Origin of the sequence: Micromonospora costi (assembly GCF_003626655.1) — a bacterium.
In the GTDB taxonomy this organism is placed as follows: Bacteria; Actinomycetota; Actinomycetes; order Mycobacteriales; family Micromonosporaceae; genus Micromonospora; species Micromonospora costi.
In genome coordinates, this window is record NZ_RBAN01000001.1 from 1,913,867 (window position 1) to 1,927,691 (window position 13,825).

Here is a 13,825-nt window from a genome sequence, read left to right on the forward strand (position 1 = left end):
CACGTTTCGTGGTCCCGCCCCGCGTGCCCGGCGGATCAGCGTGCGGGAAACTCCCGGTCCAGGGCCAGGTTCAGTTCCAGCACGTTGACCCCGCGCCCGCCCATGAAGCCGAGCGCCCGGCCGGTGGTGTGCTCCTCGACCATGCGGCGGACCGCCGCCGGGTCCGCGCCGCGCTCGCGCGCCACCCGGTTCACCTGAAGGTCGGCGTACGCCGGGCTGATGTGCGGGTCGAGGCCGCTGCCGCTGGCGGTGACCGCGTCGGCGGGTACGGCCGGCTCGGCGGGCGCGTCGCCCCGGATCGGGGTGATGTTCCCGCCCTCGGCCACGTAGTCGTGGCCGGGCTCGGCCAGCTCGACCCGCGTCCCCTCGTAGGTGCTCACGAACGGGGTGGCCGGGGCGACCTGGTTGACGCTCACCACGCGGGTGACCGGGCCGGTCAGCCCGTCGGCGCGGAACACGGCGAGCACCGCGCCGACCCCGTCCGGGGTGCAGAACGGCCGGCTGCCGTCCACGCCGTCCAGTTCGCCGACCGCCTTGCTGCGCGCGCAGACCTGGGTGAGCAGGCTCTGCGACGACTCCTCGGGGTCGGTGGCGAGGGTGTCCACCACGCTCTCCGGGCCCAGGTTGCTGGCCGAGGTGGACGTGGGGTCGTAGCCGTCGCCGGCCGCCGACGGTCGGCTCTGGAAGTAGCGGGCGATCGGGTTCCCGTCCGCGTCGGTGAAGGACTGGCCGATGAGGCTGCTGCCCACGGTGCGTCCGTCGACGCTGATCAGGGAGCCGTCCGCCCTGCCGTCGAGGCCGGGGATCCGGCCCACGGCGACCATCGCGAGCGGGTAGGCGATGCCGAGCAGCACCGTGAAGACGAGCACGGCCCGCAGGGCGGCGAGGTGCTGGGCGATCCAGCTTGGTAGGCGCATCACGAGATCCCTGGGATGAACTGGATGAGCAGGTCGATGAGCTTGATGCCGACGAACGGCACGACGAGGCCGCCCAGGCCGTAGAGCCAGAGGTTGCGGCTGAGCAGCTTCGACGCGCTTGCCGGCCGGTACCGCACGCCGCGCAGGGCGAGCGGGATCAGCGCGACGATGACGACCGCGTTGAAGATCACCGCGGCCAGGATCGCCGACTCCGGGCTGGCGAGGCGCATGATGTTCAGCGCGTCGAGGCTCGGGTAGATGCCGGCGAACATGGCCGGGATGATGGCGAAGTACTTCGCCACGTCGTTGGCGATGGAGAAGGTGGTCAGCGCGCCCCGGGTGATCAGCAACTGCTTGCCGATCTCGACGATCTCGATGAGCTTCGTCGGGTCCGAGTCGAGGTCGACCATGTTGCCGGCCTCCTTGGCGGCCGACGTGCCGGTGTTCATGGCCACGCCGACGTCGGCCTGCGCGAGCGCGGGCGCGTCGTTGGTGCCGTCGCCGGTCATGGCGACCAGCCGGCCACCCTCCTGCTCCTTGCGGATCAGGGCGAGCTTGTCCTCCGGCGTGGCCTCGGCGAGGAAGTCGTCCACCCCGGCCTCGTCGGCGATCGCCTTCGCGGTCCGCGGGTTGTCGCCGGTGATCATCACGGTCCGGATGCCCATCCGGCGCATCTCGTCGAAGCGCTCGCGCATCCCGGACTTGACCACGTCCTTCAGGTGGATGACCCCGAGCGCCCGGGCCGGCTGGCCGTCGAGGTGCTCGGCGACCACGAGCGGGGTGCCGCCGGTGCCGCTGATCGCATCGACCAGCTCGCCGACCTGGCCGGTCGGGTGGCCGCCGTTGTCGCGTACCCACTTCATGACGGCAGCCGCGGCGCCCTTGCGGATGCGGCGCACGCCGCCGTCGACGCTCTCCGCGCCGAGGTCGACGCCGCTCATCCGGGTCTCCGCGGTGAACGGCACGAAGGTGGCGTGCGGCATGACGCCCGGCTCGCGTTCGCGCAGCCCGTACTCGTTCTTCGCGAGGACCACCACCGAGCGCCCCTCCGGGGTCTCGTCGGCCAGGCTGGAGAGCTGCGCGGCATCGGCGACGTCGCCGGGGTCGACCCCCTCGACCGGGAGGAACTCGGCGGCCTGCCGGTTGCCGAGCGTGATCGTGCCGGTCTTGTCGAGCAGCAGGGTGTTCACGTCGCCCGCCGCCTCGACGGCACGGCCGCTGACCGCGAGCACGTTGCGCTGCACGAGGCGGTCCATGCCGGCGATGCCGATGGCCGACAGCAGCGCGCCGATGGTCGTGGGGATCAGGCAGACGAGCAGCGAGACGAGCACGACCCCGGTGACGCCGGCGTCGGTGATCGCGCCGGTGTCGGCCGCGGCGGCCTGGAAGGCCTTCGAGAAGATGGCCAGCGGCTGGAGGGTGACCACCGCGAGCAGGAAGATGATCGTGAGCGCGGCGAGCAGGATGTTCAGCGCGATCTCGTTCGGCGTCTTCTGCCGGTTGGCGCCCTCGACCAGGGCGATCATCCGGTCGATGAAGCTCTCCCCGGGCTTCTGGGTGATCTTCACGACGATCCGGTCGGAGAGCACCCGCGTGCCGCCGGTGACCGCGCTGCGGTCGCCGCCGGACTCCCGGATGACCGGGGCCGACTCGCCGGTGATGGCCGACTCGTCGACGCTCGCGATGCCCTCGACCACGTCGCCGTCGCCGGGGATGGTGCCGCCCGCCTCGACCAGGACGATGTCGCCCTGCCTCAGCTCCGGTGCGGGCACCGCCTCGTCCCGGTAGCTGTTCGCCGGGGCGCCCGGCTTCCAGCCGATCAGACGGGTGGCGATGGTGTCCCGCTTCGCCTGGCGCAACGTGGCCGCCTGCGCCTTGCCGCGGCCCTCGGCGACGGCCTCGGCGAGGTTCGCGAAGATCACGGTGAGCCAGAGCCAGATGGTGATGGCCCAGGCGAACACGGACGGGTCCGTGATCGCCAGCACCGTGGTGAAGACCGCGCCGACCTCGACGATCAGCATGACCGGGTTGCGCCACAGCGTGCGCGGGTCGAGCTTGCGCAGCGCGTCCGGCAGGGACCGGAGCAGCTGCTTCGGGTCGAGCAGGCCGCCGCCGACCCGGTTGCCCTGGGTGGCGGGCGTACCCGGGGTCGGCTCCTCGCCGGCTCCCGATGTCACCGACGTGACGGACATGTTCTCGTTCCTCATGGAGATCAGAGCCCCTCGGCCAGCGGACCGAGCGCGAGGGCGGGCAGGAAGGTCAGCGCGACGAGGACCACCGTGACGCCGACGACCATCCCGACGAACAGGGGGCGGTGGGTCGGCAGGGTGCCCTCGGACGCCGGGGTGGGCTGCTGGCGGGCCAGCGAACCGGCCAGGGCGAGCACGAAGATGATCGGCAGGAACCGGCCGAGCAGCATGCACAACCCGAGCGCGGTGTCCCACCAGGTGGTGTTGACGGTGATGCCGGCGAACGCGGAGCCGTTGTTGTTGCTCGCCGAGGTGAACGCGTAGAGCACCTCGGACAGCCCGTGCGGGCCGACGTTCAGCGCGGTCGCGTTGTTGCCGGTGGCGAACGCCGCGGCCGTGCCGATCAGCACCAGCGCCGGGGTGATCAGAAAGTACATCGAGGCAAACTTGATCTCCCGGGCACTGATCTTCTTGCCCAGGTACTCGGGCGTGCGGCCGACCATCAGGCCCGCCACGAAGACCGTGATCACCGCGAGGATCAGCAGGCCGTACAGGCCGGCGCCGACACCGCCGGGGGCGACCTCGCCGAGCATCATGTTGACCAGCGGCATCATGCCGCCGAGCGCGGTGAACGAGTCGTGGAACGAGTCGACCGCGCCGGTCGAGGTCAACGTGGTCGCCGCGGCGAAGGTGGCCGAGTTCGAGACGTCGAACCGGACCTCCTTGCCCTCCAGCGCGGCGCCGACCGCCTGCGGCACCGTGCCGTGGCCGCTCAACTCGAAGACGTTGGTCAGCGTGACGCTGGCCAGCGCGAGGATGGCCATCACGGCGGCGATCGCGTAGCCCTGGCGGTTCTGGCCGACCATGCGGCCGAAGACCCGGGGCAGGCTGAACGGGATCATGAGGATCAGGAAGATCTCGATCCAGTTCGTCCAGGAGGTGGGGTTCTCGAACGGGTGGGCGCTGTTGACGTTGTAGAAACCGCCACCGTTGGTGCCCAGCTCCTTGATCACTTCCTGGCTGGCCACCGGCCCGCCGGTGATCGTCTGAGTGCCGCCGGTCAGCGTCGTGACGTCGGTGCCGCCCGACAGGTTCTGCACCACACCGCCGAGCATCAGCGCGAACGCGCCGAGTACGGCGACGGGCAGCAGGATGCGCAGGGTGATCCGGGTCAGGTCGACCCAGAAGTTGCCCAGCTGTTCGGTGCGGTGCCGGGCGAAGCCGCGGACCAGGGCGATCGCGACCGCGATGCCGACCGCCGCGGAGACGAAGTTCTGCACCGCGAGGCCGGCCATCTGCACGAGGTGGCCCATGGTCGACTCACCGGAGTACGACTGCCAGTTGGTGTTGGTCACGAACGACACGGCGGTGTTCCAGGCGCCGTGCGGCACCACGGGGTCGAAGCCCAGTGAGAGCCAGAGCTTGTCCTGCACGCGCTGGAGCAGGTAGAGGAACAGCAGTGAGGCGACCGAGAAGGCCAGTACGCTACGGGCGTACACGCCCCAGCTCTGCTCGGCGGCCGGGTTGACCCCGACCAGCCGGTAGATCCCGCGCTCGACGCGGGACTGCCGGGTGCCGGAGACCACCCGGTACATGTAGTCGCCGAACGGCTTGTAGATGGCGACCAGCGCCACCACCAGCGACAGGACGAAGATGACGCCGGCTGTTGTCGTGGTCATCAGAAGCGCTCCGGGAACAGCAGGGCGACCACCAGGAAGATCCCGAGGCCGATCGCCAGCACCAGGCCGACGGCGTTGACCGCGCTCACAGCTTCTCCACCGCCCGAACCACCAGGGCGAGCGCCGCGAAGAGCGCCACCGTCAGGACCACGAACACCACGTCAGACACGCTGACTCCTCGTACGGATAAGGGTCGTCGCGACCGCCTGCCGGTCGCGCGGGGCAATCAAAGCCCCGTGCTCAGCCGGGTGACAGGGCCTATAACGGGACCATGACGGCGGCCGGCACCTTTTTGACGCCCTTTTCACAGGCCGCCCTCCTACGGGTGACCCGGGCGACACCCCCGCCGCCGGGGGCAGGTCAGGAGCGGGTGCCCCAGGACGGCAGGATCGGCGGCAGGTCGGAGAGCAGGGCGGACGAGCCGCGCACCGTCGACGGTTCCGCCGGGTCCTCGGCGTGCTGCCGGCCGTACTGGTCCGGGAGCACGCCCCACCCGCGGTAGGGACAGGGCCGCTCGGACGGAGGCGCGGCAGGCGTGTCCGGGGTTGCCCGCCGGATCCGGCACAGGTGGGTCCAGTCCGCGCCCAGGTCGAACACGTACGCGACGGCCCCGCCGACGGGCACCACGTCGAGGCGGGTGGTCCGGCCGTCGCGGGTATCCGGAAAGGCCGGACCGTCCCGCCAGGCGGACCAGCTGGCCTGGCTACCGTCGGGCAGGACGAACATGCGCAGATGCGCCAGGTCCCAGCGGCCGAAGGCGAGATCGATCGCCTCGGCCAACTGGGCGAAGGTGTGCGAGCGGTGGGCGGCGAAGACGCGGCCGGGGCGCGGCCACCAGTCCCGGCCACGCCCCGTCACCAGCTCGACGGTGATGGACAGCGACCCGTCCGCTGGCGTGGGAGACACGCCGCCGGACGGTCGCGGTTCAGGCCGCACGGCGACCGGAGGGGTCGTCCGGCGGGGCGACCACCGGCTCCGCGTCCGGCGTCAGCGGCCGGGGGACCAGAGCGGTCGGGCTCGGCCGGGGCGGCATTCCGGATGCCGGCGACGAGGAGCGCATGGAGCGGTAGCCGGCGCCCAGGAGCGCGGCGAGCGCGATCGCCGCCGTGTACGACCAGACAGTGCTGGAGGCGCCGGTCAGCTCCCCGAAGCGGTTGGCCAGGAACCCGACGAAGGTCAGCGCCGCGAGCACCGTCACGGCCGCCAGGGCCCGCAGGTCCGGCACGAGGGCGGCGTACCCGCCGACCGCGACGGCCAGCACGAACACCCGGCCGGACAGGTCGCCCGGTGGAAAGAGCGCCGCCGCGAGCAGCACCGCGCCGACCACCAGGACGGCGCCAGCGGCGATGGCGATGCCTGTCGGTGTCCGGACGTCCGGCACGGAATCTCGATCGTGGTCGACGTTCACGGCCCGCCTCCGCCGGTACGCACGGACCCGCCCGTCGGGCCCGTCCGACGCCATACCAATCCGACCGGCCGCCCACCGTCGATGGTTTTCACGCACCCGTGACGGCGGCAGCCGGATTCTTGACAGGCTCATAACGCGGCCCGCGCCATCCGCGGTCGTGTCGGCGAGCGCCGGCCCGGGGGGTGCTGGCGATGGCGCGGACGGGCCTAACCTTGTCCCGTGACCGCCGAGCTGATCCTGCTTGCGGGCGTCTCCCACCGAGGCCGGGAGATCACCGGCGCCCGGCTCCGCGGGCTCCTCGCCCTGCTCGCCGGTGACCTCCGCGCCGGCTGCGGCACCGGCCGCCTCATCGCCGGGCTCTGGCCGGACGAGCTGCCGGAGAACCCCGCCAAGGCGTTGCAGGTGCTGGTCTCCCGCGCCCGGGCGCAGCTCGGCGCGGACGTCATCGAGCGGACGCACACCGGCTACCGGCTCACCCTCACCGAGGAGCAGGTCGACGCCGCCGCCGTACGCGGCCACGCCGCCGCAGCCGCCGAGCGGGAGCGGGCGGGCGACCACGCGGCGGCGCTCGCCCACGCCGAGGCCGGGCTCGCGAACTGGGTCGGGCCGCCCGAGGAGACCGACCCCGGTGACGACCCGCTCGCGGCGCTGCGGGCCGAGCGGGCCGCCACCTATCGCACGTTGGCGCGCGCCCTGGCCCTGGCCCTGGCCCGGCTCGGGCGGCACGCCGAGGCGGTCGGGCCGCTCGGCCGGCTGGCCGCGGACCGTCCGCGCGACGAGGAGGTCCTGGCCGAGCTGCTGCGCGCGGAGGCGGCCACCGCCGGCCCGTCGGCGGCGCTGGCCCGGTACGAGGCGTACCGCCGGAGGCTGCGCGACGACCTCGGCTCGGATCCGGGCCCCGCGCTCCAGGCCGTGCAGCGGGACCTGCTGCGCGGCGAGTCACCCACCGTCCGGCAGGGCGTGTCGCACGAGCCCAACCCGATGCTCGGCAGGGACGCCGACATCGCCGCGGTGACCGGGCTGCTGCGCACCGCGCGGGTGACCTCCGTCGTGGGGCCGGGCGGGCTGGGCAAGACCCGGCTCGCGAACCTCGTGGCCCGGCAGGCCGAGCAGCGTGTGGTCCACCTGGTGCCCCTCGCCGGGGTGCGCACGGACGACGACGTGGTACCCGAGGTGGCCGCCGCCCTCGGCGTCGGGGAATCCCTCGGCGCCGCCGCGTCGGCCCGTACCGGCGGCGGGCGGGACGGGCCGGCCGGCATCGCCGCGGCGCTCGGCCCCGGCCCGGCGCTGCTGGTGCTCGACAACTGCGAGCACGTCGTGCGGGGCGCCGCCGAGCTGGTCGGCGGGCTGGTGTCGGCGACCCGCGACGTACGGGTGCTCACTACGAGCCGTACACCGTTGGGCCTGTCCTCCGAGTCGGTGTACCTGCTGCCGGAGCTGACGCTGGACACCAGCGTCGAGCTGTTCCGCCAGCGCGCCCGCGCGGCGCGACCCGGCGTCGAGCTGCCCGCGGACGTGGTGACCGCGCTCTGCCGGCACCTCGACGGGCTCCCGCTCGCCGTGGAACTGGCGGCGGCGCGCGTCCGGACCATGTCGGTGGCGGAGATCGCGGGTCGGCTGGACGACCGGTTCGCCCTGCTGCGCGGCGGGTCGCGGGACGCGCCGCAGCGGCACCACACGCTGCACTCGGTGGTCGACTGGAGCTGGAACCTGCTCGACGAGGCGAGCCGGGCGGCCATGCGCGCGCTGTCCGTCTTCCCCGGCGGCTTCACCGCGGACGCCGCGCGTTCGCTGGTCGACGGCGACCCGCTGCCGGTGCTGGAGCACCTCGTGGACCAGTCGCTGCTCAAGGTCGACGAGACCCCGACGGGCGTACGGCTGCGGATGCTGGAGACGGTCCGGGAGTTCAGCGCCGCACGGCGGGACGAGGCCGGGGAGACCGGGGTGGCGACCGACCGTTTCCTGGCCTGGGCCCGGGGCCTCGGCCTGCGGACCCACGAGGCGCTGCTCGGCCCCGAGGCGTTCGGGACCGCCGAACTGGTCCGCGCCGAGCAGGACAACATCGTGCAGGCGTACCGGATCGGGCTGGCCCGGGACGACGCCGCCACGGTGGCCGCCACCGGGGCGGTCCTGGCCGGCATCTGGACGCTGGACACCGCCTACACCCGGATGGTCGCGCTCGCCGAGGAGACCGGGCCACTGCTGTCGCACTACCGGCCCGCGGCGGAGTTCGTCGAGGTCACCAGGACCGTGTCGGCCCTCTCCGCGGCGAACCTCATGATGATCCAGGGGCCCCGGCCCATCCGCCCGCTGGTCACCCTGCGCCGCCTGCCGCCACCGTCGCCGGCGACCCTGGTCGGGGCGCTGGCGATCCTGCTGGACGCCCTCCCGGCGATCGCCGCGGACCGGGCCGCGCTGGACGCGCTCCGCGCGCGCCCGGAGCCGCTGGTGGCCTGTTTCGCCCACTGCCTCGCGTCCTACGTGCACGAGCGGGAGGGGGATCGGGCGTCCGCCCTCGACGCGGCCCGGAGGTTGGTGGACGGCTCCGACGTGCGCGTCAGCCCGTGGTTCCGGATCCTCGCCCATTCCCGGTTCGCCGAGCTGCTCGTCCAGACGGAGGAGTGGGGGCAGGCACGGCACCACCTGCTCGCGGCGCTGCGCCTGCTCGAGGAGACCGGGCCGTGGACCGACGTGATCCAGATCCGGTGGACGCTGGCACTCGCCTGCCTCGCGACCGGCGACGTCGACGAGGCGGAACGGTGGCTCGACCTGGCGGCCCGGGACAGCCCCGATGACGGGTTCGGGTTGGCGTCGTTCGAGGCCGGCGTCCGCGGCGAGGTCCGCCTCGTCCGGGGCGACGTCGAGGGCGGGCTCACGCTGTGGCGACAGGCCGTGACCCACGTGACCCTGTACGAGGACCCGCTGTTCCAGGCCGACCCGGCCGGCGCCGCCGCGTGGGCGTTCCAGGTGCGGGCGGCCGCCGCCGTCGCGCACGCCCGGCACGGCCGGCTCGACCTCGTTCCCACCCTGCCCGACGAACTGGCCGACGGCCTGCACCGGATGCTCGCGAACTCCGCCGCCAACCCGCCCGCCTTCGTCACGGAACAGCCGATCTGCGGCACGCTGCTCCTCGCACTCGCCATCGTGGACATCGGGCGGGCTCGGCGCGGCGACCGGGCGGCCGCCGCCGGGGCCGCCCGGCTCGTCGCCCTGGCAGAGCGGTTCGGCTTCCTGCGCGAGTTCCAACCCACCATGTCCTCCGCCCGTGCCCGCAGGGACGCCGAACAGGCCGACAGGGCGGCGTACGCCGACGCGGTGTCGGCGTACGCCGGCCTGGAACCGGCCGAGCTGCGGGCGGCCGCGCTGTCGGCGCTGGCCGCCCGCGCCGGCGGTCACCGCGACGGGTCGCGGTCGTAGAGGCGGCGCGCCCAGAGGTAACCGAGCAGGGCGATCCCGGCGCACCAGGCGACCGCCTGGGCGGCGCTGGAGCCGATCGGCCCCCCGACGAGCAGGCCGCGCAGGGTCTCCGTCACGGGCGTGAACGGCTGGTACTCGGCGAACCAGCGCAGCCCGGCGGGCATCGAGTCGGTGGGGACGAACCCGCTGCCCAGGAACGGGAGCAGCAGGAGCGGCATGGGCAGGTTGCTCGCCGTCTCCACGCTCTTGGTCACCATGCCGAGGGCTACCGACAGCCAGGTGATCGCGAAGGTGACGGCGGCGAGCAGCCCGGTGGCGGCCACCCACTCGACCGGGTTGGCGGTGGGGCGAAACCCGACCAGCAGGGCGACGCCGGTGACCACCGCCAGGCCGAGCATTGTCTGGATCAGGCTCCCGACGACGTGACCGGTCAGGACGGACACGCGGGCGATCGACATGGTGCGGAACCGGGCGACGATGCCCTCGGTCATGTCCATGGCCACCGAGATCGCCGTGCCCTGGGCCACCCCGGCCACGGTGATCAGCAGGATGCCCGGGGTCACGTACGTGGCGTACTCCCCCCGGCCGCCGGACGGGGCGCCGAGGCCGGCGCCGAGCGTGCCGCCGAAGACGTAGACGAAGAGCAGCAGGAAGACCACCGGGACGCCGATGACCATCAGGGTCAGGGACGGATAGCGCTGCATGCGCCGCAGGTTGCGCCGGACCATCGTGGCGGAGTCGCTCAGCGTGTAGGTCAACGTGCTCATGCCGGGACCTTCTCTTCGGTGTCGTGGCCGGTGAGGGTGAGGAAGACGTCGTCGAGGTCGGGCGTGTGGACGCTCAGGGACTCGACCTCGACCTGGATGTCGTCGAGCCGGTCGAGCACGGCCCGCAGGGACCGGACGCTGCCGTCGCTGGGCACGCGCAGGGTGAGCGCCTCGTCGTCGCGGCGCACCTCACCGAGGACACGGGCGGCGGCGGCCAGGCCCGTGGGGTCGGCGAAGCGCAATTGGAGGTGACCGCCCGGTACGCGGCGCTTCAGCTCCTCGGCGGTGCCCTCGGCGACCAGTCGGCCGCGGTCGAGCACGGCGATCCGGTCGGCGAGCTGGTCGGCCTCGTCCAGGTACTGGGTCGTGAGAAAGATGGTCACCCCGCCGGCCACCAGGTCGCGGATGATGTCCCACATGGCCCGGCGGCTGCGCGGGTCGAGACCGGTGGTCGGCTCGTCCAGAAAGATCAGGCGTGGTTCACCGACCAGGGTCATCGCCAGGTCGAGCCGTCGCCGCATACCTCCGGAGAAGGTCACCGCCGGCTTGCCGGCCGCGTCGACCAGGCCGAACTGCTCGAGCAGCTCTGCGGTCCGCCGGCGCCCCGCGGCCCGGCCCAGGTGGCGCAGGTCGGCCATGAGCTTCAGGTTCTCGGCGCCGGTGAGCAGGTTGTCGACCGCGGAGAACTGGCCGGTGACGCCGATGCCGGCGCGCACCCGGTCCGGCTCCCGGCTCAGGTCGTGCCCGACGACCCGTACGTCGCCGCCGTCGGCCCGGATCAGCGTGGAGAGGATCTGCACGGTGGTGGTCTTGCCGGCGCCGTTCGGGCCGAGCAGGGCGAACACGGTGCCCTCGGCGACGTGGAGGTCGATACCGTCGAGGACGACGTGGTCGCCGTACGACTTGCGGAGACCGGTCGCGGCGACCGCCGGTCGTGGAGTGGATGTCGTCATGGGGGAAGCGTGCGGCCGGGCCGGATCAGCGCGGTTTCACCGCGGTTTCACGGCGCCCGGCCGCGCGTTCCCGCTTGTTGACACGCCGGTAACCGCGGGCGATCGTGATGGCCATGCCGCACTCCTCCCCCTGGCGCAGACCGGAACACGACGAGCTGGCCGACCTGGCCCGCCGCTTCTTCGGCAAGGAGGTGCTGCCGCACGCCGACCGCCTGTCGGCACAGGGGCATCCCGACCGGGAGCACTACCGCCGCGCCGGCGAGCTGGGCCTGCTCGGCCTGTCCGTCCCCGAGGAGTACGGCGGCGGGGGCGGCGACTTCACCCACGAGACGGTCCTGCTCCAGGAGCAGGCGTACGCCGGGGAGACCAGCCTCGGTCTGGCCGTGCACAGCGGCATCGTCACCGGCTACCTCGTGGCGTACGGCAGCGAGGAGCAGAAGCGGCGGTGGCTGCCCGGCCTGTGCAGCGGCGAGCTGGTCGGCGCGATCGCGATGACCGAGCCGGACGGCGGCTCGGACCTCCAGGCGATGCGCACCCGCGCGGTTCGCGACGGCGACGACTACGTGGTGACCGGCGCGAAGACGTTCATCAGCAACGGCGGGCTCGCCGACCTGGTCATCGTGGCCGTCAAGACCGACCCGGAGCAGCGCGCGGCCGGCATCTCCCTGTTGGTCTGCGAGGTGGGCGGCGAGCCGGAGGGCTTCCGGCGCGGCCGGCTGCTCTCCAAGATCGGGCTGCACGCCAACGACACGGCCGAGCTGTTCTTCGACGGGCTCCGGGTTCCGGCCGCGAACCTGCTGGGCGACGCCGAGGGGCTCGGCTTCGTGCAGCTCATGCAGCAGCTCCCGCAGGAGCGGCTGGTCATCGCGGTGGGCGCGGTCGCCGCCATGGAGCGGGCCGTCGAGCTGACCGTGGCGTACGCGAAGGAGCGCACGGCGTTCGGCAAGCCGCTGCTCGGGCACCAGAACACGCGCATGGTGCTCGCCGAGTGCGCGACGCGGGCGCGGGCCAGCCGCGTCTTCCTGGACGACTGCGTCGCCCGGCACGCGCGGGGCGAGCTGGACGTGGCGACCGCCGCCATGGCCAAGTACTGGCTCACCGAGGGGCAGTGCGAGGTCGTCGACCGCTGCCTGCAACTGTTCGGCGGCTACGGCTACACCACCGAGTACCCGATCGCCCGCATGTACGCCGACGCCCGCGCCCAGAAGATCTACGGCGGCACCAACGAGATCATGAAGGAGCTGATCGCGCGTGCCCTCTGAGGGCGGGCCGGGTCCGGGCCGGGCGCCGGGTGGCCCGGGCCCCGGCGGTGGGCCGCTCGCCGGGGTGCGCGTCGTCGAGCTGGCCAGCCTCGCGCCCGCGCCGTTCGGCTGCATGGTGCTCGCCGACCTCGGCGCCGACGTGGTCCGGGTCGACCGGCCCGGCGGTCCCGCGGCCGGCCGGCTCGCCGCGCCCGTGGGCGGGCCGCTGCAGCGCGGTCGCCGGGTCACCGCGCTGGACCTGAAGTCGGCGGACGGCGTGGCCGACCTGCTGCGCCTCGTGGAGCGGGCGGACGTGCTGGTCGAGGCGTACCGGCCGGGGGTGGCCGAGCGGCTGGGTTTCGGGCCGGAGACCTGCCGGGCCCGCAATCCCCGGCTCGTGTACGCCCGGATGACCGGCTGGGGGCAGGACGGCCCGCTGGCGTCCCGGGCCGGGCACGACATCGACTACATCGCGGTGGCCGGCGCCCTGGAGCCGCTGGGCCGGGCCGGCGAGCGGCCGCACGCGCCGTTGAACCTGATCGGCGACTTCGCGGGCGGCGGCATGCTGCTCGCCGTCGGGGTGCTCGCCGCGCTGCTGGAGCGGGAACGCTCGGGCGCCGGGCAGGTGGTGGACGCGGCGATGGTCGACGGCTCGGCGCTGCTCACGGCGTTCCTGCACGGCATGCTGAGCACCGGCCTCTGGTCGGCACCGCGCGGGCGCAACCTGCTCGACGGCGGAGCGCCGTTCTACGACACGTACCGCACCGCCGACGGTGGCTTCGTGGCTGTCGGCGCGCTGGAGCCGGCGTTCTACGCCGCCCTCCTCACCGGCCTGGGGCTGGCCGACGATCCCGACCTTCCGGCGCAGTACGACCCGGCGGGCTGGGACGAGATGCGCCGCCGGTTCGCCGAGCGGTTCGCGAGCCGGACCCGGGACGAGTGGACGGCGGTCTTCGCCGACCTGGACGCGTGTGTGGCGCCGGTGCTCGCGCCCGGGGAGGCGCACCGGCACCCGCACAACGCGGCCCGGGGCACGTTCGTCGAGGTCGGCGGGGAGGTCCAGCCGGCGCCGGCACCCCGGTTCGACCGGACCCCGGCCCCGCCTCCGGTCCCGGCGCCCGACCCGGACCGGGACGTGCTGCCCGTGTCGTCCGTGCTGGAAGCCTGGCCGCCGCGCCACTGACGGCGGGCCCACGCGGACGGCAGATCCTGGGGGTTTCCGTCCCGCACCGACGGAAACCGCCCAGGATCGCG

Annotated in this window: 11 protein-coding genes; 3 read left to right on the forward strand and 8 right to left on the reverse strand. The window is 73.5% G+C overall.

The window, feature by feature from the left end; all coding sequences use genetic code 11:
• Window positions 1-35 precede the first annotated feature (35 nt).
• The 6 genes from D7193_RS08700 to D7193_RS33850 all read right to left on the reverse strand — a co-directional run bounded on the left by D7193_RS08700 (window position 36) and on the right by D7193_RS33850 (window position 6,166).
• Window positions 36-917 carry a potassium-transporting ATPase subunit C gene (locus D7193_RS08700; protein WP_120778756.1) on the reverse strand — a complete coding sequence of 294 codons (882 nt, stop codon included), beginning with the start codon at window positions 915-917 and terminating at the stop codon, window positions 36-38.
• A complete protein-coding gene (kdpB, locus tag D7193_RS08705; protein ID WP_120778757.1) occupies window positions 917-3,109 on the reverse strand; it encodes a potassium-transporting ATPase subunit KdpB in 2,193 nt (730 codons plus the stop codon). The genes D7193_RS08700 and kdpB overlap by 1 nt, the downstream gene beginning before the upstream one ends.
• A gap of 20 nt (window positions 3,110-3,129) precedes the next feature.
• Window positions 3,130-4,785 carry a potassium-transporting ATPase subunit KdpA gene (gene kdpA, locus D7193_RS08710; protein WP_120778758.1) on the reverse strand — a complete coding sequence of 552 codons (1,656 nt, stop codon included), beginning with the start codon at window positions 4,783-4,785 and terminating at the stop codon, window positions 3,130-3,132.
• The gene (kdpF, locus tag D7193_RS08715; RefSeq protein ID WP_091592907.1) at window positions 4,785-4,874 is read right to left on the reverse strand and encodes a K(+)-transporting ATPase subunit F; all 90 of its coding nucleotides are present in this window, start codon (window positions 4,872-4,874) and stop codon (window positions 4,785-4,787) included. Before kdpF ends, kdpA begins: the two co-directional genes overlap by 1 nt.
• Before the next feature lie 271 nt (window positions 4,875-5,145).
• Window positions 5,146-5,691, reverse strand: coding sequence for a plasmid pRiA4b ORF-3 family protein (locus tag D7193_RS08725; RefSeq protein WP_241562855.1), 546 nt, complete (start codon window positions 5,689-5,691; stop codon window positions 5,146-5,148).
• 19 nt (window positions 5,692-5,710) lie between these two features.
• A complete protein-coding gene (locus D7193_RS33850) occupies window positions 5,711-6,166 on the reverse strand; it encodes a hypothetical protein (protein WP_187356246.1) in 456 nt (151 codons plus the stop codon).
• Window positions 6,167-6,412: 246 nt separating this feature from the next.
• Between D7193_RS33850 and D7193_RS08735 the strand changes: the two genes are divergently transcribed.
• Complete coding sequence (locus D7193_RS08735) at window positions 6,413-9,610, forward strand: AfsR/SARP family transcriptional regulator (protein ID WP_120778759.1); 3,198 nt, start codon at window positions 6,413-6,415, stop codon at window positions 9,608-9,610.
• Here the strand turns inward: D7193_RS08735 and D7193_RS08740 are convergent.
• Window positions 9,586-10,377, reverse strand: coding sequence for an ABC transporter permease (locus tag D7193_RS08740; protein ID WP_120778760.1), 792 nt, complete (start codon window positions 10,375-10,377; stop codon window positions 9,586-9,588). The genes D7193_RS08735 and D7193_RS08740 overlap by 25 nt on opposite strands.
• Window positions 10,374-11,330 (reverse strand): ATP-binding cassette domain-containing protein, encoded by a 957-nt coding sequence (locus D7193_RS08745; RefSeq protein ID WP_120778761.1) that lies wholly within the window; start codon window positions 11,328-11,330, stop codon window positions 10,374-10,376. Before D7193_RS08745 ends, D7193_RS08740 begins: the two co-directional genes overlap by 4 nt.
• A gap of 113 nt (window positions 11,331-11,443) precedes the next feature.
• Here D7193_RS08745 and D7193_RS08750 point away from each other — a divergent pair, with 113 nt between their 5' ends.
• Window positions 11,444-12,592 carry an acyl-CoA dehydrogenase family protein gene (locus D7193_RS08750; RefSeq protein ID WP_377456391.1) on the forward strand — a complete coding sequence of 383 codons (1,149 nt, stop codon included), beginning with the start codon at window positions 11,444-11,446 and terminating at the stop codon, window positions 12,590-12,592.
• The gene (locus tag D7193_RS08755; protein ID WP_120778763.1) at window positions 12,582-13,754 is read left to right on the forward strand and encodes a CaiB/BaiF CoA transferase family protein; all 1,173 of its coding nucleotides are present in this window, start codon (window positions 12,582-12,584) and stop codon (window positions 13,752-13,754) included. Before D7193_RS08750 ends, D7193_RS08755 begins: the two co-directional genes overlap by 11 nt.
• Window positions 13,755-13,825 lie beyond the last annotated feature (71 nt).

Bases quoted from the DNA above. Each gene is read 5' to 3' on its own strand.
- kdpB (WP_120778757.1), bottom strand. From the start codon at position 3,109: ATGTCCGTCACGTCGGTGACATCGGGAGCCGGCGAGGAGCCGACCCCG.
- D7193_RS08745 (WP_120778761.1), bottom strand. From the start codon at position 11,330: ATGACGACATCCACTCCACGACCGGCGGTCGCCGCGACCGGTCTCCGC.
- D7193_RS08700 (WP_120778756.1), bottom strand. From the start codon at position 917: ATGCGCCTACCAAGCTGGATCGCCCAGCACCTCGCCGCCCTGCGGGCC.
- D7193_RS08750 (WP_377456391.1), top strand. From the start codon at position 11,444: ATGCCGCACTCCTCCCCCTGGCGCAGACCGGAACACGACGAGCTGGCC.
- D7193_RS08740 (WP_120778760.1), bottom strand. From the start codon at position 10,377: ATGAGCACGTTGACCTACACGCTGAGCGACTCCGCCACGATGGTCCGG.
- kdpA (WP_120778758.1), bottom strand. From the start codon at position 4,785: ATGACCACGACAACAGCCGGCGTCATCTTCGTCCTGTCGCTGGTGGTG.